Raw genomic sequence first — 20,646 nt, 5'->3', positions numbered from 1 at the left:
GTGTCTGTCGTGCACGGCGACGTCGCCGACCACGGGGATGGCGCTCGCGGTCCGGCCGCGTGATCTGCGAGGGGAGGCGAATCTCGTGCCTCGTGCCGACCGCGATCTGGGTGGCATCCTCCTGGTCGCGGCGCAGAGCGTTGACTCCTCCGATCAGGTGATGCGAGAGCCTGAGGCCAGCCGAGGACCTGCCTGTCGAGGTGCCCGCGGCTGACTGGGACGTCGAGTTCACAGAGTTCGTCGTCGAGTGCGGTGGAGACCTGATCCGGACGGCGCGGTTGCTGTGCGGTGACGACTACCCGCGCGGCGGAGCTGACCCAGCGCTATCCCGCCGGGGGCACGGCACGTCGCGGTATGCCCCTCGCGTACCCGCGCCCGCGTGCTCGCCAACGCCCCGCATCGACACCTGGCGCGCTCGACGACGGGAGGTGCTCACCGCCCCGGAGCCCCTGCCCGAGCAGCAGTCAACGCCGTCCGACCCCGACCATCCGCGTCGCGACGACGCCGTAGCCGCCCACGACGAACCGATCACGTCCCCCCCGACGGGCACCGGCAACCACGGCCCTGCGGAGAGGTCGACCCATCGGCCGGTGGCCCACGCACCCAGCGCTGCGTCGCCAGGTCGAACCGCTTGCTGCCTCCCCCCACGCCTCGTAGGGAAGTCGCTCGTGGGTCGTCAGGCGCGCAGCACCACCAGGAACTGCCCACCACCCGACTCGACCTGCGTCGTGACGGCCAGGTCGGGGGCGAAGCGCGATAGCCGATCGACCAGCCACGCAGCGGCGAGGTCGGCGTCCGCACGGCTCGGGCAGCGCGCCACCACCTCACGCCCGCCCTTGAGGCCGAGGCGCTCGACGGTCCCCACGATCGGTGCGGGGTCGACGACGAAGAGCTCGGGCGACCACGGCACCACCGGCTTGACCGCCCCTCGGCGGGTGTTGCACGCGCGGTGCGCGAGCCGCTCGGCGCCCGCGGCGGCCTTCTTGGACTTGGTGACGCCGAGGTCGACGCTCGGGCCGCGGTCGGAGTTGACCGACGCCTCAGGGTCGACCGGCTCGTCGCACAGCCAGCAGCGCCACGCGTCACGGTCGCCGACGACGTTCAGGTTGCTCATCCGCGCACCGTAGCCCGCCGGGTGCTCGACCAGGCCATCGGACCTGGGCTCGAGCACCCGGCGGGGGTGGGGCAGACGGGCACCTACCTCAGGCGCAGGCGCCCAGGTCCTGCCAGGGACCCCAGGGCGAGGCCCCCGGCTCCTCGTTGCGCGTCCACCAGGCGGCCTCCCAACGGTGCCCGTCGTGCACGACGACGTCGCCGTCCACGTGGATGGCGCTCGCGGTCCAGGCCGTGCCGCAGGCCGTCGTCGTGCCGACCTCGGTCCACGGGCCGTAGGCGCTCGAACCAGGCTGCTGGTCCCGCGTCCACCACAGAGCGGTCCACGTGCTGCCGCCGTGCCGGACCTGATCGCCGTCGTCGTAGTCCACGCCAGCCTCCCAGTCGGCGACCTGCGGGGCGGCGCACGCCTCGGCCTCGACGGCCGTGGGGGTCCACCGGAACCAGTCGAAGGTCGCGGTGATCTCCGGGGCCGCCGTCGCGCCGCGCAGCGCCGAGACGCCGATCCCGGTGGGGGCGAGGTCGGCGAGCGGGACCGGTCGGCCGACGGGCGCGAAGTCCTGCCCGTCGGTCGAAGCCGCGGCTCGCACGTCGGTGCCGTCGCTGGTCAGGCGCAGCCACACCGTGGTGCCGGTGCCCTCGGGGACGGGCGGGGTGTCGATCGAGGCGTTGCGCTCCGAGCCCTCCTGGCGCCAGATGTAGCTGAAGCGCAGGCCGTTGGTGCCGTAGCTGTAGTCGAGCTTGGCGTAGGTGTTGCCCGATCGGTGCAGGATGAGCCCGGCCTGCTGGAACCGGGCCGTCGGGTCGACGTCGACCTGGGTGGTGACCTCCCACGCGCCCTCGGGGACGTCCTGCACGGGGAAGGGCGCGCCGGCCACGCCGGTCGCGTAGGTCGGGATGGTCAGGGTGCCGTCGGTGAGCTCGTGGCGGGCGCCCTCGGGGTTGACCACGCGCCACAGGTCGGCGTCGAGGGTGGTGCCGTCGAACTCGTCGGAGGCCACGCCGCTGCACTGCTCGCGCAGCGGGTCGGGGTCGGGCGGGGTGGGCTCGACGCGGGTCGCGTAGGCGATGGTTGCGCCCAGCCGGTCGCCGGACTCGTAGAAGAGGTAGGTCTCTTCGCCGTCGGTGACCACCTCGGGGGCCGCCACCCGGCCGACGTCGTCCCCGACGCCTGAGGAGCGGTGCAGCACCTGCTGGGGGCCGACCTCGGTAACGGCCGGGTCGATGGCGCGCGCGTAGGAGACGCCCGAGGAGCCGTGGTAGACGACGTAGTTCTGCCCCTCCCAGGTGAGCAGGTTGCCACCCGAGACGTTGCGACCTGTCTCGGCGTTCGGCACGACGACGGGCTCGGGCCGCACGTCCCAGTCCTTGCCGTCGACCGACTCGGCCATCTTGATGCGCCGGATGTCGTCGGTGCGGTTCTGCATGTAGAACATCGCCCACCGGTACGGGGAGTCCGCGTCGGGGTGCTCGAAGACCCGCGCGTAGGAGCTCTCGGTCGTTCCCGCGCCGCCGTCGGCGTTGGTGACCGCGACCCCGGAGTCGTCGAAGGTCAGGCCGTCGGTCGAGGTGGCCCAGCGGCTCGTCGAGTTCTCGCCGTGGAAGTACAGCAGCATCTGGTCGTTCGCCTCGTCCCAGACCGCGTCGGGGGAGGAGACGTGCGAGACGCGGTTGTAGTACGGCGGCCACTCGTTGCTGATCAGCGGGTTGGCCTCGTACTCGGTCCACGGGCCGTCGAGGGAGTCGGAGTACATCAGGGAGATGCCGCCGGGGGCGTCGTGCGGGGCGTAGTACAGGTACCACTCGCCCAGCGGGTCGGCGAGGTGCTCACCCGCGTGGAAGATGCTCGGGAAGATGAACTCGTCGGTCGGGTTGTAGATCATCTCCTCCTTGTCGATGACCTGACCCGCGAAGGCGAACTGGGGGAGCGCTGGCGCCTGCTGGGCTGCGGCCAGCTCCTCGTTCGCCTGCGGCGTCGTGGCCTCCCCGCCTGACGACGGCGCCGCGGTGGCAGTGCCGGCGGTGGCGAGCGGGGCGATGAGGACCAGGGCAAGGATGGTGCTGAGGCGGGCGGTGCGTCGTCCTCGGCGTTGAGGGATCACGGTGACCTCCGTCGTGGTGGTCCGGGACGTCGTCGTCGCCGGACACCGGGCGGGCCCGGCTCACGCAGTCTTCGGAGCCACGGGTCAGCGGGTCAACGGGATGATGCGCATTATTAGCGGAGCGGGGCCTGCGGCTGGCCTGTTCGCGCGAGACGCGTGCGCTACTCGAGAGCTCCGTCGAAGGTGTCGAGAGTCTCGCCGGTGTCCATGTCGACGAGGACGATCCCGTCGGCCGTCCAGTCGACAGACGGGTCCGGCGCGAAGGTCTCGTCGGGACCGCAGACGACGCGGTCCCAGGTCGAGATCACCTCGAGAGGGTCGGTCCGGACAACCGCCACACGGGGGTGGTCTCGGAGCTGGGTGGGCCACCGCTCGGGGTCGTGGATGACTTTGCCATCCGCGTCCGCTGGCGTGGAGTTCCACCAGCCTTCGAAGTCCGGCCCGTCGCCCGACCCGCTCGCGGGGAACTCCGCACACAGCGGTTGCCGCTCGAGGGTCGCGGGGGCCGGGGACTCCTGGACTGCTTCAGGGGTTGTCGGCTCGGATGGTGAGTCTGGGGTCTGGGTGCAGCCAGCGATGGTCAGCAGGGCGATGGCGCCGCCGACGGTGACCACGAGCGAGTGCTCGTGGCTGTCGCCTCTCGATGCGGGCACGGCTCCGACCTCCCTGGACGCGTGCCCTGAGGCTAGCGGTGCGCTATGCCGTGGCGTCGAGGGCTGACGTCGCGCGGTCCCGGGTGGATGCGCCATCGAGTCGGCCCCGGAGGGTGTCACCCCAGCACCGCCGCGATCACGAGCATCACGGGCATGGCGAGCAGTGTCGTCCAGAGGCCGGCGTCGCGGGCGACGGCTTGGCCGCGGCCGTACTGCAGGGCGTAGACCAGCACGTTCTGCGCGGTCGGTAGGGCGGCCATCGTCACCACGGCGAGCAAGGCGGTGCCTTCGAGACCCAGCAGCAGTCCGAGCCCCGCGGCCAGGGCTGGGTGCAGCACGCTGCGCAGGGCGATGACCAGGGCGAGCTCGCGGGCCGGGGCGCTCGCGGCCTCCTTGCGTGGCACCGCGAGGGACATGCCGAAGGTCAGCAGCGCGAGGGGGGCCGCGGCGGCGCCGATGAGGCGGAAGGGCTCGTACACGACCTCGGGCAGGTCCCACGGCAGCAGGGTGAGGAGCACACCGGTCAGGGCGCCGATGATGATCGGGTTGCGCAGGGTCCGGGCGGCCACGCCCCGGGCGCGGGTCAGCGCGGGGACGGGCGCCGTCCCGTCGTCGGCCGGGGTGCGGGTGTCCGTGCCGCCGGGTCGCGCGTCGAGCACGGCGAAGGCCACAGGGGCGAGCACCAGCAGCTGGAAGAGCAGCGTCGGGACGACGGCGACGGCGTCCCCCAGCAGGTAGACCGCGATGGGGATGCCGAGGTTGCCGGCGTTGACGTAGGAGGCGGCGAGGGTCACGACCGTCGTCTCGCCCGCCGAGCGTCGGAACCCGAACCGCACCACGAGCGCCGCGATCAGCACCACCACCGACGTGCTGATCGCCGTGACCACTGCGAGCCGCGAGAGCAGCAGGCCCAGGTCTGCGTGCGCGATGGTCACCATGAGCAGGGACGGCGCGGCGATCGCGAAGACCGTCCGCGCCAGCACCTGCTCGGCCCCCGCCCCGAGCAGCCGTGCGCGGCCGATGAGCCAGCCGACGACGGCGATCGCCGCCATGGTCCCGAGGGCTGAGGTGACCGCCCCCATCAGGGGGCGAGGGCTTCGAGCAGCTGGGTGCCGTAGCGCTCGCGCTTGGTGGCGCCGACCCCGGTGACCGTGGCGAGCTCGTCGAGGCTGGTGGGGCGTTGGGTGGCGATCTCCCGCAGGGTCGCGTCGTGGAAGATCACGTAGGCGGGGACGCCGTTCTCCTTGGCCGTGGCCGCACGCCAGGCGCGCAGCCGCTCGAAGATCTCGGTGGCCGCGGCGTCGAGCTCGGGCCCGGCCTTGGCCCCGGACCGGCCGGAGCGCGTGGAGCGGGTGCGGGTGGCCTTGGGTGCCTCGCGACGCAGGGGTACCTGGCGGTCGCCGCTGAGTACCGCGCGGCTGGCCTCGGTGATGCGCAGGGTGCCGTACCCGTCGCCGTCGACCGCGAGCAGGCCCTGGGCGAGGAGCTGGCGGACGACGCCGCGCCACTCGGGCTCGGCCAGCTCGGTGCCGATGCCGAAGACCGTGAGGTCGGTGTGCCCGAGCTGGGTGATCCGCGGGGTCTCCTTGCCCAGCAGGATGTCCACCACGTGCCCGGCGCCGTAGCGCTGACCGCGCTGGTCGAGGCGGACCACGGCCGAGAGCAGCTTCTGCGCGGGGACGGTGCCGTCGAAGGCCTCGGGCGGGGTCAGGCAGGTGTCGCAGTTGCCGCAGGGCTCGCTCCCCTGACCGAAGTAGGCGAGCAGCTGGACGCGGCGGCAGCCCACCGTCTCGCACAGGGCGAGCATCGCGTCGAGGTGGGCGCTCAACCGGCGCCGGTGCGCGGCGTCCCCCTCGGAGCTGTCGATCATGCGGCGCTGCTGGACGACGTCGGCCAGGCCGTACGCGAGCCACGCGGTCGAGGGGAGGCCGTCGCGGCCGGCGCGGCCGGTCTCCTGGTAGTAGCCCTCGACAGACTTGGGCAGGTCCAGGTGGGCGACGAACCGCACGTCGGGCTTGTCGATGCCCATGCCGAAGGCGATCGTCGCGACCATGACCAGCCCGTCCTCGCGCAGGAACCGGGACTGGTTCTCGGCGCGGACCCGGCGGTCCAGGCCCGCGTGGTACGGCAGGGCCGGGATGCCCTGGGAGCTGAGGTGGGCCGCCGTCTGCTCGACCGACTTGCGGGACAGGCAGTACACGATGCCCGCGTCGCCGGCGTGCTCGGTGCGCAGCAGGTCGAGCAGCTGGGCGCGCGGGTTGTCCTTGGCGACGATGCGGTACTGGATGTTGGGGCGGTCGAAGCTCGCGACGAAGTGCTTGGCCCCGGTGGCCTCGCTCAGCTCGAGGCGCTGGGCGATCTCGGCATGGGTGGTCTCGGTGGCCGTCGCGGTCAGGGCGATGCGCGGGACCTCGGGCCACCGCTCGTGCAGGACGGCGAGCTGCAGGTAGTCGGGGCGAAAGTCGTGCCCCCACTGGGACACGCAGTGCGCCTCGTCGATCGCGAACAGCGCGACGTGCCCGCGGCCCAGCAGGTCCAGGGTGCTTGGCACACGCAGACGCTCAGGGGCCAGGTAGAGCAGGTCGAGCTCGCCGCCGAGGTAGGCGTGCTCGACGCGCTGGCGCTCGGCCGGGTCCTGCGTGGAGTTGAGGAACCCGGCGCGGACGCCCAGCACCGACAGGGCGTCCACCTGGTCCTGCATGAGCGCGATGAGCGGCGAGATGACGACGCCGGTGCCCGGCCGGACGAGGGCCGGCACCTGGTAGCACAGGGACTTGCCGCCACCAGTCGGCATGAGGACCAGGGCGTCGCCGCCGCCGACGACGGTGTCGATGATCTCGGCCTGATCACCGCGGAAGGAGTCGTAACCGAAGACCTCGCTCAGCACCTCGAGCGGGGTGCGCGGGGGACGGTCGTCACCCGCGGCGCGGACGGGGGGAGCGGGGTTGTGGGGAGTCGCCGCGGGGATGGGGCCCGCGGAGGAGGCGGGGCGCGACGACGGGCTGCGGCCGGCGGCGGTCGCGGTCGACGGGCCGGGGGCGGCGCCGTATCCGAGGTCGGGCGGGACGTCGTCGTAGGCGGGGTCGTACGGGGGTTCGTCGTCGGGTCCGGCCCAGGCGTCAGTCACCCCGCCACCCTACGAGGCCGGGGTGACGGGGCCGGGGCTGTCCACAGATCCCGAGGGCCCGTCCTCGTGTCAGAACCTCGGATACCTCTGGCACCCCCACGCTCTGACGCGAGAGTGCACCAATCTCGTGTCAGAACGAGGGGGTGCTCTGGGTACCCCAGGTTCTGACACGAGATTGGATGCGATGGAAAGCGCTTGCCCGAAGCTCCTTCCCCATGCCAGGATCAGGACCGTCGGCGCCGACCCGCCGACCCCGCTCGACGTGAGGAACGCACTCGATGACACCCGTGGCACTGGTCACCGGCGGCAACCGGGGCATCGGTCTCGGCATCTCCCGCCGTCTGCTCACCGACGGCTTCGCCGTCTCGATCCTCGCCACGCGTGAGGAGCCGACCGAGGTGCTCACCGAGCTCCGTGAGCTCGCAGGCAGCGACGATCGTGTGCGGTATGTCCGCGGGTCGGTGGCCGAGCCCGAGGACCACGAGCGCTACGTGGCCGACGCCGTCGACGCGTGGGGCCGGCTCGACCTCCTGGTCAACAACGCCGGCGTCGCGCCCTCGGTCCGTGCCGACCTGCTCGAGGCCACTCCCGAGAGCTTCGACCGGGTGCTCGGCATCAACCTGCGCGGCCCGTACTTCCTCACCCAGACCTTCGCCAACCGCGTCCTGGCCCTGCGCGGCGACCTGGCTGCCCTGCCCGAGCCCCCCGAGACGCCCGTCGCGACGATCATCAACGTCTCGTCGATCTCGGCCACCGCCGTCTCGACCAACCGGGGCGACTACTGCATCTCGAAGGCGGGTGTCGGCATGGCGACCCAGCTCTTCGCCGCACGCCTGGCCCCCGAGGGGATCGTCGTCTACGAGGTGCGCCCCGGCGTCATCGCCACCGACATGACCGCGGGCGTGACCAGCAAGTACGACGCCCTGCTCGCCGACGGCCTGGCGCCGATCGCCCGCTGGGGTCGCCCGGCCGACGTCGCGGGGGCCGTCTCGATCCTCGCCACCGGGCAGACGCCCTACTCGACCGGCGAGGTGTTCCACGTCGACGGCGGCATGCACATCCCACGGCTCTGACCGCCCCGCCGTACCCCTGCGCCCTACCCCCTGCGCCGTACCCTCCGACCCGAAGGAGCCGACCGATGACTGACCCCGAGGTGCTCCGGATCGCCGGGCGCGAGGTGCCCGTCGTGACCGCCAACACCGTGGTGGTCGGCACCGGCTCGGCCGGGTTCTGCGCCGCCGACCGGCTGTGGGAGTTCGGCCAGGAGGACGTCGTCATGGTCGCGGACAAGGTCAACGCGGGGGCCAGCCGCAACGCAGGCTCGGACAAGCAGACCTACTACAAGCTGACCCTCTCCGGGGGAGACGGCGACTCGGTGCGGGAGATGGCCGAGACCCTCTTCTCCGGCGGGGCGATGGACGGGGACAACGCCCTGGCCGAGGCCGCTCTCTCGGCCCGTACCTTCCTGCACCTGTGCGACCTGGGCGTGCCCTTCCCGCAGAACCGCTACGGCGAGTTCATCGGCTACAAGACCGACCACGACCCGCGCCGTCGGGCCACGTCTGTGGGTCCGTACACGAGCCGCAGCATGGTCGAGCAGCTCGAGAAGAAGGTGCACCGCAACGGCACCCGCATCTACGACGAGTGCCGCGTGGTCGACATCATCACCCGCCCCTCTGCCGGGCCCGACGGCGGCACCGAGGTGACCGGGCTGCTCGTGCTGCGCACCGACGTCCCGCACGACGGCGCCGAGTCGCCCTACCTGCTGTTCCGCTGCACCAACATCGTCTACGCGACCGGCGGGCCGGCGGGCATCTACGCCACGCGCGTGTTCCCCAACGGGCAGTGGGGTGCCTCGGGGGCCGCCTACCGCGCTGGCGTCCACGGCAAGAACCTCACCGAGTGGCAGTTCGGCCTGGCCTCGATCAAGCCCCGCTGGAACGTCTCGGGCACCTACATGCAGGTGCTGCCGCGCTTCGTCTCGACTGACGCCGACGGCAACGACGAGCGCGAGTTCCTCCCCGAGGCCATCCCCGACTACGGGCGCATGCTCTCGATGGTCTTCCTCAAGGGGTACCAGTGGCCCTTCGACATCCGGAAGGCCCTCGACGGCTCCTCGCTGATCGACCTGCTCGTCTACCGCGAGACCGTGCTGCGCGGCCGGCGGGTGTTCCTCGACTTCCGCACCAACCCGGTGCAGCCCGAGCTGGATGCGAGCGCGCTGTCCCCCGAGGCCCACGACTACCTCGAGCGGGCCGGCGTCCTCTTCGGAACCCCCATCGAGCGGCTGCGGCGCATGAACGAGCCCGCCTACCAGTTCTACCTCGACAAGAATCCCTACGTGGACCTCGAGAAGGAGATGCTCGAGATCGACGTGTGCGCCCAGCACAACAACGGCGGTCTGCTCGTGGACACCTGGTGGCAGTCCAACGTCGGCGGGTTCTTCCCCGTGGGCGAGGCCGGCGGCGCCCACGGCGTCTACCGTCCCGGTGGGGCGGCCCTCAACAGCGGCCAGGTCGGTGCCACGCGCGCCGCCCAGTTCATCGCGACCCGCCGCACCGACGACCCGGCCTCGACCGAGGAGTTCACCGCCGCGGCCGACCCGGTGCTCGCCGGGGCCCTGGACCTCGTCACCAAGGCCACTGAGCGCGCCGCGGCCGGGGTGCCGGACAACACCGGCGACCTGCTGCGCGACGTCGGCGTCCTCATGAGCGCCAAGGCCGGTCCGGTGCGATCCCCCCACTCGATCCACGAGGCCCTGGTCGAGGTCCACGACTGGCTCACCCGCTACGAGGACCTCGTCACGGCCGACGCCGGCTCGCGGCGCGCGGTCAACCGCACCTTCCTGGTCCGCGACATCCTCACCACGGCCTACGTCTACCTCTCGGCCATGGCCGACTACGTGGCCCACGGCGGCCAGTCCCGCGGTTCGGTCCTCTACACCGACCCCGAGGGATCCCTGCCCCAGGTGGGATACGGGCCCGACGCCGAGACCGAGCTCGACCTGCCCGAGCTGTTCCGCTTCACCCTCGACCGCGGGGCCCTCGACGAGGAGATCCAGGAGGCGGCGTGGCTGCCCGGCGGCACCCGCAGCCCCGGCGACGGGCTGCCCGAGGGGTGGTCCGAGCCCGAGCCTCGCACCGCCGAGGACCCCGCCGGGCGTCCCCTGTTCCGGTGGCGCCCGCGCCGACCGATCCCCGAGGACGACGACTTCTTCGAGAACGTCTGGCGCGAGTTCCGCGAGCACCGCAACATCTACTGAGCGCGCCCTCCACCGTGGGCCGGGCCCCGCGCGGCGTGGGCCAGTCTCAGGACAAGGAGCACCCATGAGTCTCGTGGACGTCCCGCTGGTCGGCGGACCGGTGCGCATCGCGGGTGCCATCGAGGTCGAGCCGACGACGGAGGGTCTCGTGCTGCACCGGCTCCCGGCCGGGGCGCGCGCCCAGATGCCCGACGACTTCATCGCGATGTGCGAGCAGCAGCCTGCCGGGGTGCGCCTGGTCTTCCGGACGGCGGCCCATCGGGTCGAGCTCGACGTCCGCGCCCTGCGCACCGTCTCGGCGAACCGTCCCCCGGACGGCCTCGACGGGCCCGTGCCGCTCGCCGCCCCCTACGACCTGCTGGTCGACGGCCTGCTCATGGGCCGGTCGACCGCGTCCGAGCACGGCACGTACCGCCTCGACTTCCGCCGCGGGACGGCGACCGCCGACGACGGGCCGCTCGCGACCGTGGTCTTCGACCAGCTCCCCGGGCGGGACGCCGAGGTCGAGATCTGGCTGCCCTACAACGAGATCACCTGCCTGGTCGCGCTCCGGGCCGACGCCCCCGTGACGCCGTCGGCCGGGGAGCAGGGCGCCGCGCGCTGGGTGCACCACGGCAGCTCGATCAGCCACGGCGGCAACGCCGACTCCCCGACCGGCACCTGGCCCGTGGTCGCGGCCCGGACCGCCGGGCTGGACCTGGTGAACCTCGGGTTCTCCGGCAACGCCGTGCTCGACCCCTTCGTCGCACGGACCATCCGCGACCAGCCCGCCGACCTCATCACCCTCAAGCTCGGCATCAACGTGGTCAACCGCGACTGCCTGCGACGACGCGCCTTCCGCCCCGCCGTCGAGGGGTTCCTCGACACCATCCGCGAGGGCCACCCGGACACGCCGATCGTCGTCGTCTCCCCGATCCTGTGCCCCATGGTCGAGGACTGCCCCGGACCCACCGAGATCGACCCCGCCTCGCCCCCGGAGGCCCCCGTGTTCCGCACCCTCGGGCGCCCCGAGGAGCTGGCCGCCGACAAGCTCAGCCTCGGCGTGATCCGCGAGGTGCTGGCCGCCGTCGTCGACCGTCGTCGGGCCGCGGGGGACGAGCACCTGCGGTACCTCGACGGGCGCGAGCTCTACGGCTGGGAGGACTGGGAGGCGCTGCCGATGCCCGACCTGCTGCACCCCGAGGCCCGCGGCCAGAAGCTCATGGGCGAACGGTTCGCCGCGCTGCTGCCCCGACTGGTCTGAACCTGTTCGTCGGAGACCGCCCCTGCGAGGTGGGCGCTCGACGGCGGGGCCCGTGGTGGGCGAGCATCGGAGCATGCTCACCGTGGTCAGGTCCGCCGAGCTCCCGGCCAGCGGGCGCACCGCCCTCTTCGAGGGAGAGGGGTACGGGTCGGGGGTCTCGTTCTTCCTCGTCGACACCCCGCCCGGGGGCGGTCCCGTCCTGCACAAGCACCCGTACTCCGAGACCTGGGTGGTGCGGGCCGGTGCGGTGCGGATCACGGCCGACGGCGTCGACACCCTCGCCGGGCCAGGGGACATCGCCGTCGTCCCGCCCGAGACCCCGCACAAGTTCCTCAACGTGGGCGAGGACCGGCTGGAGATGATCTGCATCCACGCCTCGCCGCGGATCCTGCAGGAGAACCTCGAGGAGCGCTGAGGCCGCGGGCCGGCGTGGGTACCGTGGGGCCATGGTGCTGATCGGAGCGCACGTCCGCGACGACGACCCGGTGACGGCGGCGGCCGCCGTCGGGGCCGAGGCCGTCCAGATCTTCCTCGCGAACCCCCAGGGCTGGAAGAAGCCGGTGCCGCGCGAGGACGCCGACGCCCTCATGGCCTCGGGGCTCGGGCTCTACGCCCACGCCCCGTACCTGGTGAACGTGGCGACCACGAACAACAAGGTGCGCATCCCCAGTCGCAAGATGGTCGCCGAGCACGCGTCCGCCGCGGCCGCGCTCGGTGGCCGCGGGCTGATCGTCCACGGTGGCCACGTGGGGGACGGGGACGACATCGCCACCGGCATGGACAACTGGCGCAAGATGTTCGAGCGCGCCACCTTCCCGGTCCCGGTGCTCGTCGAGAACACGGCCGGCGGGGAGAACGCCTGCGCGCGCACCCTCGACCGCATCGCGATGCTCTGGGACGCGATCGGCGAGTACGAGGTCGGCTTCTGCCTCGACACCTGCCACGCGTGGGCCGCGGGGGAGGACCTCGAGACCATCGTCGACCGGGTGCGCGCCATCACGGGCCGCATCGACCTGGTGCACGCCAACGGCTCGCGGGACGAGGCCGGCTCGAGCCGCGACCGGCACGCCGGCTTCACCGCGGGCACCATCCCTCCCGAGCTCATCGCCCACGTGGTCCGTGAGGCCGGCTGCGACGCCGTCGTCGAGACCCCCACCGACACCCAGGCCGACGACATCGCCTACCTCCGCGAGGCTCTCGCCGCCTGAGAGCCCACCCGCCCGCCAGGGAGGAGTCGTCGGACGAAGAGCCGTTGAGATGTCGCTTCTTGGCGGTCCTGCGCGGGGCGTATCCGCCAAGAAGTGACATCTCAAGGGTGGGTGGCGCGCTACGGGACGGGGGGCGGGGGAGGTGGGGCGTGGGTGGGTCCTGCTCAGGTGCGGGTGCGGAGGGCGTTGCGGACGCGTCGGACGATGATGTCGGGGTCGAACCGAATCACGTCCGCGGTGACCACGAGCACCAGGTAGCCGAGGTCTTGGAGCATCTCGCGACGCTCGACGTCCCTGCGCCAGAGCGTCGGGTCCGTGCGGTGGACATCCCCGTCGTACTCGATCGCGAGCCTGGCGTGGGAGTACAGGAGGTCTGGCATCGCGACCACGTCGCCGCGGGCGTCCCGGACGAGCTCGTTGACGAGTGGGCACGGGAGCCCCGCCTGCACCAGGGCGAGTCGGGTCCGGGTCTCCATCGGAGAGTCGGTCCGTGCCCGCAGCAGGGGCAGGGCTTGCAGGAGCCGACGTCGGCCCCGCGTCCTGGGCGGGAGTCTCCTCACGTGATCGGCCATAGCGTCGAGGGAGGTCGGTGGGCTCTTCCTGCGCAGCAGGCCGTCGCCGACCACCACCAGGTCATCACCCCCGACGAGGGTGGCGGCGTCGCACCATGCCTGCGACGGGGGCACCACCGGGAGCGGGCCGAGCCGGTCCGCAGGGAGTGGCTCAGCGCGGTGGTGGACGGTGATGCCGCGATGCCGGACCCTGCCCGCGCCGGGTGGGAGGTGCACGTGGACGGAGGTGTCGCGCTCGAGGTGCCACGGGAGCGGGACGCCGTACAGCCGAAGCGCCGTCGTGTGCGAGAGGACGCTCCCCGGTGGGAGCGCGCACAGGGCGGCGAGACAGTGCTGCCCCAGGTCAGCGTCCTGGGTGGTGTCGCGCACGCCGGTGAAGGGTGCGATCAGGTCGCGACGACGCAAGCGGTCGTCGCCGACGCCCAGCTCGCGGGCGTCCCGACGCGTGAAGGGACGCCCGACGAGGGCATCGGGCAGTGCTGCCGGTCGACGGGCCACGGCTCCACCGTCCCGGACCGGCGCGCCCCGGCCACCCTGCGGACCGCTCGCCTGGGGACGATCCCGTGGCCCGACGACCTGGGGAACCAGCCCCCACCTCTGCCCTTGCGCGTCACCCGGCCGTTGAGATGTCGATCCTTGGCGGAACGCCGGGAGCCCTATCCGGCAAGAAGTGACATCTCGACGGGGGGGGGGGATGCGGGGACTTGGCGCGCGGGGGCTAGAGGTGTGGGAGGACGTGGGTTCGGTGGCGGGCGGCCATGGTGGCGAGGGTCTGGTCGCCGGGGGTGTCCCAGATGGTCTGGTTGAAGATCTCGACCTCGACGTCGCCGGTGTACCCGGCGGCGGTGACCCACCTCGTGATGGTCGCGAAGTCGACGTAGCCGTCGCCGACGTGCCCGCGGGAGAGCAGCGGGTCGGCGGCGAAGGGGAGCAGGAAGTCGCAGGTCTGGTAGCCGGCGATCCGGCCCTCGGCCCCGGCCCGGGTGATCTGCCGCTCGAGCTCGGGGTCCCACCACACGTGGTAGGTGTCGACCACGACGCCGACGGTCTCGGCCGGGAACGGTGCGGCGAGGTCGAGGGCCTGGCCGAGGGTCGAGATGACGGCGCGGTCGGCCGCGAACATGGGGTGGAGGGGCTCGAGGACGATCCGCACGCCGTGCTCCTGAGCCACGGGCACGAGCTCGCCGATCCGGTCGGCCACCCGCTGCCGCGAGGCCACCAGGTCCCGTGCCGGGTCAGCCCCGGGGACGACGGCGCGGCCCGCCTCGCTCGAGGTCGACGCCTCGCCGTCCGCAGCCCGGTCCGCCGGGTACGGGAGCGCCGCCCCGCCGAAGGTGGAGGCCGCAGGCAGCCCGCCGACGACGAAGACCAGCTCGCTCGTGCCCAGGGTCGCGGCCTCGATGATCGCGGCGCGGTTGTCCTGGAGCGCGGCATCGATGCCGGCGTCGTCGGCGGCCGTGAGGAAGCCCCCGCGGCACAGCGAGGAGACCCGCAGCCCGGCCTCGCGGACGATCCGGGCCGACTCCTCGAGCCCGGCCTCGGCGACCCGGTCCCGCCACAGCCCCACCGCGGGCAGCCCGGCACGAGCCGCCCCCTCGACCGCCTCGCGCAGGGTCCAGCCCTTGGTGGTCGCGGTGTTGAGGGACAGTCGCGCCAGGTCCCCGGCCCCGCCCGACGACGTCTCGGCAGCCGCCGCGGCGTCTCCGGGCACCCCGGCGCTCACAGCGAGATCGTGGGGATCTCGAGACGGCGGCCCTCGGCCGAGGACTGCAGGCCCAGCTCGGCGAGCTGGACGCCGCGCGCGGCCGACAGCAGGCCGAAGCGGTGCTCGCGCTTCGCGGCGACGTCGCGCAGGAACTCCTCCCACTGCAGCTTGAAGCCGTTGTCGAGCTCGGCGTTGGCGGGCACCTCGGACCACTGGTCGCGGAAGGACTCGGTGACGGGCAGGTCGGGGTTCCACACGGGCTTGGGGGTGTGGGCGCGCTGCTGGGCCACGCACTTGGTGAGCCCCGCCACGGCCGAGCCGTGGGTGCCGTCGACCTGGAACTCGACGAGCTCGTCGCGGTAGACGCGCACCGCCCACGAGGAGTTGATCTGGGCGATGACCGGGTCACCGGCGGGGGTCTCGATCTCGAAGATGCCGTAGGAGGCGTCGTCGGCCGTGGCCGCGTACGGCGTGCCCTGCTCGTCCCACCGGGTGGGGATGTGGGTCGCGGTCTTGGCGATGACGCTCTTGACGTCGCCGAGGATGCCCTCGAGCACGTAGTTCCAGTGGCAGAACATGTCGACGGTCATGCCGCCGCCGTCCTCCTTGCGGTAGTTCCAGCTGGGCCGCTGGGCCTCCTGGACCTCCCCCTCGAAGACCCAGTAGCCGAACTCGCCGCGCAGGGACAGGATGCGGCCGAAGAAGCCTTCGTCCACTAGACGGCGGAGCTTGACCAGGCCCGGCAGGTAGAGCTTGTCGTGCACGACGCCGGCCGTGACGCCGGAGTCGCGGGCGATGCGGGCGAGCTCGACGGCCTCCTCGAGCGTCTCGGCCGTGGGCTTCTCGGTGTAGATGTGCTTGCCGGCCTTCATCGCGGCGGTCAGCGCGGCGGCCCGGCGGGAGGTGACCTGGGCGTCGAAGTAGACGTCGATGCTGGGGTCGGTCAGCACGCTCTCCGCGTCGGTGGTCCAGTGCTCGATGCCGTGGCGCTCGGCGATCTCGCGGACCGCTGCCTCGCGGCGTCCCACCAGGACGGGCTCGACCTGCAGGCGCGTGCCGTCGGGGAGCTCGACGCCCCCGGCCTCGCGGATCGGCAGGATCGAGCGGAGCAGGTGCTGGCGGTACCCCATCCGCCCGGTGATGCCGTTCATCGCGATGCGCAGGACCGTCATGGTGTCTCCGAAACGTCGTGCCGCCTGGCGGCCGCTGTGGGCTCTGGCGCGCGGGTGGGAATGCGCTTTCCCGCAGACTAGGGAGCGACCCTGCTCCGCGTCAAGCAGACGAGCGCCTCCTGCGGTCAGCGGCCGCCCCGCCAGGCGTCCGGAACGCCCCGCCAGGCGTCCGCGGCCGCCCGGCCCGCCGTCAGCCGACGAGCCGCAGCAGGTCCTGCACGCCGGTCCGCACCTCGGCGCGGAACCCGTCGTGCTCACGCACCGTGGCGGGGACGACCTGCTCGACCTCGAGCATCCGGTCGGCGAGCCCGGAGTCGTCCCCCTCGGCCGCCGCCCGGAGCCGATCGGCCAGGGGGTCGTCGAGCCTGAGCTCGCGGCCGGTGCGGTCGCGTCCCCGGGCGACGAAGACCATCCACGCCGCCATCGTCCGTGCCGCGGCGACCGGCACCGAGCCGGCCTCGAGCCGGTCGGCCGCGGTCGCGAGGATCCGGATGGGCAGCTTCTGCGACCCGTCCCCGGCCACCTGCAGGGTCGTGTAGCCGGTGCTCGGGTTGGCGAAGCGCTCGAGGATCTCCTCGCGGTAGGCGGCCAGGTCGAGGCCCTCGGGCGGGGTGAGCGTCGGGGTGACCTCCTCGTCCATGAGGCGCCGTGCCACGGCGTCGACCTCGGGGTCGAGCACCGCCTCGTCGATCATGGCGTGCCCGCGCAGGGCGCCCAGGTACGCGATCGCCGAGTGGGCGCCGTTGAGCATGCGCAGCTTGGCCTGCTCCCAGGGTGCGACGTCGGCCGTGATCCTCGCCCCCGCGCGCTCCCAGGCGGGACGCGGGCCGGCGAAGTCGTCCTCGATCACCCACTGGCTGAACGGCTCGGCCACCACGAGCGCGTGGTCCTCGAGCCCGAGCAGGGCGGTGGCCTCGGCGCGGTGCGCGTCGGTGGTCGCGGGGGTGATGCGGTCGACCATCGTCACCGGGAACCGGACCGAGGTCGCCACCCAGGCGCGCAGCGGGGCGGCGTCCGACCCCACCGCGCTCAGCACCCCGTCGAGCAGCAGGGCCACGACCCGCCCGTTGTCCGTCATGTTGTCGCAGCACACCACGGTCAGCGGGGCCCCGTGCCGGGAGAACCGGCGGGCCAGCCCCCGGGCCAGGGCACCGATCGGCGTGCGGGCGGCGTCGGGCAGCTCCCAGCCGCCGGTGCTGCCCGTGCCCCGGGCCCCGAGCTCGCGGCGCAGCACGTCGAGGTCGGTCGCGAGGTCCGGGTCCTCCAGGTCGGGCCGGCCCGACGACGTGCGCCGGTACCCCTTCTCCGAGACGGTCGAGCTCACCACGTGGGTGGTGGGCGCCGCGATGGTGTCGAGCACGAGCGAGGCCTCGGCCTGCAGGAAGGCCGCCCCACGCATCGAGCCGACGACCCGCAGCGAGGTGTGGTCGCGCCCCTTGGTCAGCACCGAGTACAGACCGTCCTGGGGGCCCAGCTGCTCGGCCACCCGCGGGCTGCGCTGGGTGACCCCGAGGATGCCCCAGCCCTCCTCGCCGGTGGCCGCCGCGGCGTCCTCGGTGAACACGGCCTGGTGGGCGCGGTGGAAGGCCCCGACCCCCAGGTGCACGATCCCGATCCCGGTGCGCGCGGGGTCGACGGCGGGGCCGCGCACCTCGGCGCGCTGCGGCGGGTGCTCGGCGAGGGTGCGCAGGGACAGGCGGGGGGCGCTCATGGTGCTCCAGGGCTGGCGGCGGTCGGGTCGGTGGGGCCGTGACCGGGGCGGTGACGCTCGCGGGGTGCCGTGACCGTGGTCGAGTCCCGCACCACGAGGGAGACCGGGACGACGAGCACCCCCTCGGGCTCGAGGTCTGGCTCGCCCCGGTCGGTGGCCGGTCCGGCCCCGACGCTGGTCTCGGCCTCGAGGAGCAGCTCGACGGCGGTGCGGCCCAGCTGGCGCAGGGGCACGGCGACGGTCGTCAGGGTGGGCGAGACGTGGGTGGCCGTCGGGACGTCGTCGAAGCCGACCACGGAGACCTGGCCGGGGACGTCGACCCCGCGCGAGCGCAGCCGGTCGAGGATGCCCAGGGCGATGAGGTCGTTGTGCGCGACGACGGCGGTCGCCCCGCTGGCCGAGACCAGGTCCGCCGCGGCGACACCACCCGCGAAGACCATGGGGAAGTGCCCGAGCTGGACGAGCTCGACCTCGGGCAGGTCGTGCGCCGCGATCTCGAGGGCACGTCGGCGCTCGCGGTCCGACCACGAGCCCCACTGGCCCCCTGCGTAGGCGATGCGCCGGTGCCCGAGGGCGTGCAGGTGACGGACCGCCTGCCGGATCCCGTCGTCGTTGTCGATGATGACCGAGCGCAGGTGCTCGGACTCCCGGTTGACCAGGACGATCTCGGGGTTCGTGGGCAAGGTGGCGAGGGCCTGGTCGGACATCCGTGGCGAGCAGAGCACGATCCCGTCGACCTGGGGACCCATCTGGGCGACGAGCTCGGTCTCGAGGTGCGGGTCCTCGTCGGAGTCGGCGACGAGGACGGCCATCCCGGCCGAGCGCGCCCGGTGCTGGACCCCCTTGACGATGCCGGAGAAGAACGGGTTCTGCAGGTCCGGGACGATCACCCCGAGCCGGCGGCCCTCTGCGGCGTGCTCGGTGCGCGGGGCGCGGTAGCCGAGCTCGGCAGCGGCCCGGGCCACCCGGTCCCGACGGTCGGCGGAGACCCGGTCAGGGGTCGCGAGGGCACGGGAGGCCGTGGCCGGGGAGACCCCGGCCGCCCGAGCGACATCACGCAGCGTGGCCATGGGGGTGGGTCCTTCCACATCGCTGAGGCGGGGTGGGAGCAGTGCACCACGTTTCATCCTGTTGCATCAAGGGGCCACGAGATCTCACGCCCGCCGGCCCGCGATTGGAATCTCCTCGTGGGCTTGTGCGGTTTCCGCCGCGGAAGGCAGGATGGCTGCGGACGAGATCGTTTCATCGCGTTTCACCAGGAGGCCTCATGTCATCGTCGACGAGCCCTACGGGCGGGCCCTGGCGGCTGCACCCGGACCGCGCGCTGCCGGCCGACCCCACCACGCGGGACCTCGCACGCTCGATCTACTCGAGCACCCGGGACCTGCCCATCGTCTCGATGCACGGCCATGTCGACGCCGCCATGCTCAACGCCGACCAGCCCTTCGGCGACCCGGCGGAGGTCTTCGTCGTGCCGGACCACTACCTCGTCCGCATGATCGTCTCCCAGGGGGTCCCGCACGACTCCCTGGGCGTGCCGCGCCGCGACGGCGGCCCGGTCGAGGCCGATCCCCGTGCCATCTGGCGGACCTTCTGCGAGCACTGGCACCTGTACCGCGGCACGCCGACGCGGTTCTGGCTCGAGCACGTCTTCGTCGAGGTCTTCGGGGTGACCGAGCGGCCCTCGGCCGACTCCGCCGACCGCCTCTACGACGCGATCACCGAGCGGCTCGCCACCCCCGAGTTCCGGCCGCTGGCCCTCGTCGACAGCCTCGGCATGGAGATCCTCGCCACCACCGACCCCGCCACGGCGACCCTCGCGGACCACGGGGCCCTGGCCGAGCGGGGCTGGGGCGAGCGCATCGTCCCGACCTTCCGCCCCGACGCGCTCCTGCACCTCGACGCCCCGACCTGGGCCGCGGACGTCGCCCTCCTCGCCGAGCGGGCCGACCTCGCCGTCGACTCCTACGACGGCTACCTCCGTGCCCTCGAGGCGCGCCGCCGAGCCTTCCTCGCCGCCGGTGCCCGGGCCACCGACCACGGCCACCTCGCCGCCGACACCACCCCGCTCAGCGCCGAGGACGCCGGACGGATCTTCGCTGCGGCCCTGCGCGGCGAGGTGACCACGGCCGAGGCGACAGCCTTCAGCGGCCACATGCTGTTCGAGATGGCGCGGATGTCCACCGAGGACGGCTTGACCATGCAGCTGCACCCCGGCGTGCTGCGCAACCACGACCCCCAGGTGCTCACCCAGCGCGGCCCCGACGTCGGCTACGACATCCCGGTCTCGACCGAGTTCAGCCGCAGCCTGAGGCCCCTGCTCGAGGCCTTCGGCCACCACCCCGACCTGCGCTTCATCGTCTTCACCGTCGACGAGACGATCTACTCGCGCGAGCTCGCCCCCCTGGCCGGGGTGTACCCCGCGATGAAGCTCGGGGCGCCCTGGTGGTTCCTCGACACCCCCGACGGCATGCGCCGGTTCCGCGAGATGGTCACCGACACCGCGGGGTTCTACAACACCACCGGGTTCGTCGACGACACACGGGCCTTCTTCTCGATCCCGGCCCGTCACGACCTCGCCCGCCGGGTCGACGCCGGCTTCCTCGCCCGCCTGGTCGCCGAGCACCGCCTCGACCTCGACGAGGCCGCCGAGACCGCTGTCGACCTCGCGTACCGCCTGCCGCAGCAGGCCTACCCGGCCCTGCGCTGAGCTGCCACGGGGCTCGCCGAGGGGACCGACGACGAGAGGGCGGCGGGGGCTTGTCGACGCTGCCGGTC

At 73.0% G+C, this 20,646-nt stretch carries 16 protein-coding genes; 6 read left to right on the top strand and 10 right to left on the bottom strand.

Features of this window, described 5'->3' with window-relative positions; translation table 11 throughout:
* Window positions 1–676 precede the first annotated feature (676 nt).
* The 5 genes from J4G33_RS11845 to recQ all read right to left on the bottom strand — a co-directional run bounded on the left by J4G33_RS11845 (window position 677) and on the right by recQ (window position 6,995).
* Window positions 677–1,114 (bottom strand): hypothetical protein, encoded by a 438-nt coding sequence (locus J4G33_RS11845; RefSeq protein ID WP_208056180.1) that lies wholly within the window; start codon window positions 1,112–1,114, stop codon window positions 677–679.
* 88 nt (window positions 1,115–1,202) lie between these two features.
* A complete protein-coding gene (locus J4G33_RS17845) occupies window positions 1,203–3,215 on the bottom strand; it encodes a beta-xylosidase family glycoside hydrolase (RefSeq protein ID WP_208056179.1) in 2,013 nt (670 codons plus the stop codon).
* Between the two features lie 161 nt (window positions 3,216–3,376).
* Window positions 3,377–3,523 carry a hypothetical protein gene (locus tag J4G33_RS11835; RefSeq protein ID WP_208056178.1) on the bottom strand — a complete coding sequence of 49 codons (147 nt, stop codon included), beginning with the start codon at window positions 3,521–3,523 and terminating at the stop codon, window positions 3,377–3,379.
* Window positions 3,524–3,984: 461 nt separating this feature from the next.
* A complete protein-coding gene (locus J4G33_RS11830; RefSeq protein ID WP_208056177.1) occupies window positions 3,985–4,920 on the bottom strand; it encodes an AEC family transporter in 936 nt (311 codons plus the stop codon).
* A gap of 29 nt (window positions 4,921–4,949) precedes the next feature.
* Window positions 4,950–6,995: a DNA helicase RecQ gene (recQ, locus tag J4G33_RS11825; protein ID WP_208056176.1), complete on the bottom strand. Its 2,046-nt coding sequence runs from the start codon at window positions 6,993–6,995 to the stop codon at window positions 4,950–4,952.
* 278 nt (window positions 6,996–7,273) lie between these two features.
* Between recQ and J4G33_RS11820 the strand changes: the two genes are divergently transcribed.
* The 5 genes from J4G33_RS11820 to J4G33_RS11800 all read left to right on the top strand — a co-directional run bounded on the left by J4G33_RS11820 (window position 7,274) and on the right by J4G33_RS11800 (window position 12,708).
* The gene (locus J4G33_RS11820) at window positions 7,274–8,068 is read left to right on the top strand and encodes a 3-ketoacyl-ACP reductase (protein ID WP_208056175.1); all 795 of its coding nucleotides are present in this window, start codon (window positions 7,274–7,276) and stop codon (window positions 8,066–8,068) included.
* A 65-nt stretch (window positions 8,069–8,133) separates the two neighbouring features.
* The gene (locus J4G33_RS11815; protein WP_208056174.1) at window positions 8,134–10,257 is read left to right on the top strand and encodes an FAD-dependent oxidoreductase; all 2,124 of its coding nucleotides are present in this window, start codon (window positions 8,134–8,136) and stop codon (window positions 10,255–10,257) included.
* A 64-nt stretch (window positions 10,258–10,321) separates the two neighbouring features.
* The gene (locus J4G33_RS11810) at window positions 10,322–11,500 is read left to right on the top strand and encodes a GDSL-type esterase/lipase family protein (protein ID WP_208056173.1); all 1,179 of its coding nucleotides are present in this window, start codon (window positions 10,322–10,324) and stop codon (window positions 11,498–11,500) included.
* A 73-nt stretch (window positions 11,501–11,573) separates the two neighbouring features.
* Window positions 11,574–11,915: a cupin domain-containing protein gene (locus J4G33_RS11805; protein WP_208056172.1), complete on the top strand. Its 342-nt coding sequence runs from the start codon at window positions 11,574–11,576 to the stop codon at window positions 11,913–11,915.
* Between the two features lie 31 nt (window positions 11,916–11,946).
* On the top strand, window positions 11,947–12,708 hold the full coding sequence (locus tag J4G33_RS11800; RefSeq protein WP_208056171.1) for a deoxyribonuclease IV: 762 nt from the start codon (window positions 11,947–11,949) through the stop codon (window positions 12,706–12,708).
* 164 nt (window positions 12,709–12,872) lie between these two features.
* Here the strand turns inward: J4G33_RS11800 and J4G33_RS17840 are convergent, their stop codons facing one another.
* The 5 genes from J4G33_RS17840 to J4G33_RS11775 form a co-directional block, all read right to left on the bottom strand.
* Complete coding sequence (locus tag J4G33_RS17840) at window positions 12,873–13,778, bottom strand: DUF559 domain-containing protein (RefSeq protein WP_208056170.1); 906 nt, start codon at window positions 13,776–13,778, stop codon at window positions 12,873–12,875.
* Between the two features lie 220 nt (window positions 13,779–13,998).
* A complete protein-coding gene (locus J4G33_RS11790; RefSeq protein WP_307793881.1) occupies window positions 13,999–14,991 on the bottom strand; it encodes a sugar phosphate isomerase/epimerase family protein in 993 nt (330 codons plus the stop codon).
* An 8-nt stretch (window positions 14,992–14,999) separates the two neighbouring features.
* Entirely contained in the window at window positions 15,000–16,157 is a 1,158-nt protein-coding gene (locus tag J4G33_RS11785; RefSeq protein ID WP_208056169.1) for a Gfo/Idh/MocA family protein, read from the bottom strand.
* Between the two features lie 190 nt (window positions 16,158–16,347).
* Window positions 16,348–17,868, bottom strand: a complete 1,521-nt coding sequence (locus tag J4G33_RS11780) for a mannitol dehydrogenase family protein (RefSeq protein ID WP_208056168.1) — start codon at window positions 17,866–17,868, stop codon at window positions 16,348–16,350.
* Window positions 17,865–18,938: a LacI family DNA-binding transcriptional regulator gene (locus J4G33_RS11775; RefSeq protein WP_208056167.1), complete on the bottom strand. Its 1,074-nt coding sequence runs from the start codon at window positions 18,936–18,938 to the stop codon at window positions 17,865–17,867. The genes J4G33_RS11780 and J4G33_RS11775 overlap by 4 nt, the downstream gene beginning before the upstream one ends.
* A 197-nt stretch (window positions 18,939–19,135) precedes the next feature.
* Between J4G33_RS11775 and uxaC the strand changes: the two genes are divergently transcribed.
* Window positions 19,136–20,578, top strand: coding sequence for a glucuronate isomerase (gene uxaC, locus J4G33_RS11770; RefSeq protein ID WP_208056166.1), 1,443 nt, complete (start codon window positions 19,136–19,138; stop codon window positions 20,576–20,578).
* The last annotated feature ends 68 nt before the right edge of the window (window positions 20,579–20,646 follow it).

Origin of the sequence: Actinotalea soli, assembly GCF_017565425.1 — a bacterium.
Lineage (GTDB): Bacteria > Actinomycetota > Actinomycetes > Actinomycetales > Cellulomonadaceae > Actinotalea > Actinotalea soli.
This window is presented reverse-complemented; position numbering and strand designations above follow the sequence as displayed.

What these genes read in the sequence shown, in the direction of transcription:
- J4G33_RS11785 (WP_208056169.1), bottom strand. Translation starts at nt 16,157, where the DNA reads ATGACGGTCCTGCGCATCGCGATGAACGGCATCACCGGGCGGATGGGG.
- J4G33_RS11815 (WP_208056174.1), top strand. Translation starts at nt 8,134, where the DNA reads ATGACTGACCCCGAGGTGCTCCGGATCGCCGGGCGCGAGGTGCCCGTC.
- J4G33_RS11800 (WP_208056171.1), top strand. Translation starts at nt 11,947, where the DNA reads ATGGTGCTGATCGGAGCGCACGTCCGCGACGACGACCCGGTGACGGCG.
- uxaC (WP_208056166.1), top strand. Translation starts at nt 19,136, where the DNA reads ATGTCATCGTCGACGAGCCCTACGGGCGGGCCCTGGCGGCTGCACCCG.
- J4G33_RS11830 (WP_208056177.1), bottom strand. Translation starts at nt 4,920, where the DNA reads ATGGCGGCGATCGCCGTCGTCGGCTGGCTCATCGGCCGCGCACGGCTG.
- J4G33_RS11820 (WP_208056175.1), top strand. Translation starts at nt 7,274, where the DNA reads ATGACACCCGTGGCACTGGTCACCGGCGGCAACCGGGGCATCGGTCTC.
- J4G33_RS11845 (WP_208056180.1), bottom strand. Translation starts at nt 1,114, where the DNA reads ATGAGCAACCTGAACGTCGTCGGCGACCGTGACGCGTGGCGCTGCTGG.
- J4G33_RS11780 (WP_208056168.1), bottom strand. Translation starts at nt 17,868, where the DNA reads ATGAGCGCCCCCCGCCTGTCCCTGCGCACCCTCGCCGAGCACCCGCCG.
- J4G33_RS11775 (WP_208056167.1), bottom strand. Translation starts at nt 18,938, where the DNA reads ATGGCCACGCTGCGTGATGTCGCTCGGGCGGCCGGGGTCTCCCCGGCC.
- J4G33_RS11805 (WP_208056172.1), top strand. Translation starts at nt 11,574, where the DNA reads ATGCTCACCGTGGTCAGGTCCGCCGAGCTCCCGGCCAGCGGGCGCACC.
- J4G33_RS11810 (WP_208056173.1), top strand. Translation starts at nt 10,322, where the DNA reads ATGAGTCTCGTGGACGTCCCGCTGGTCGGCGGACCGGTGCGCATCGCG.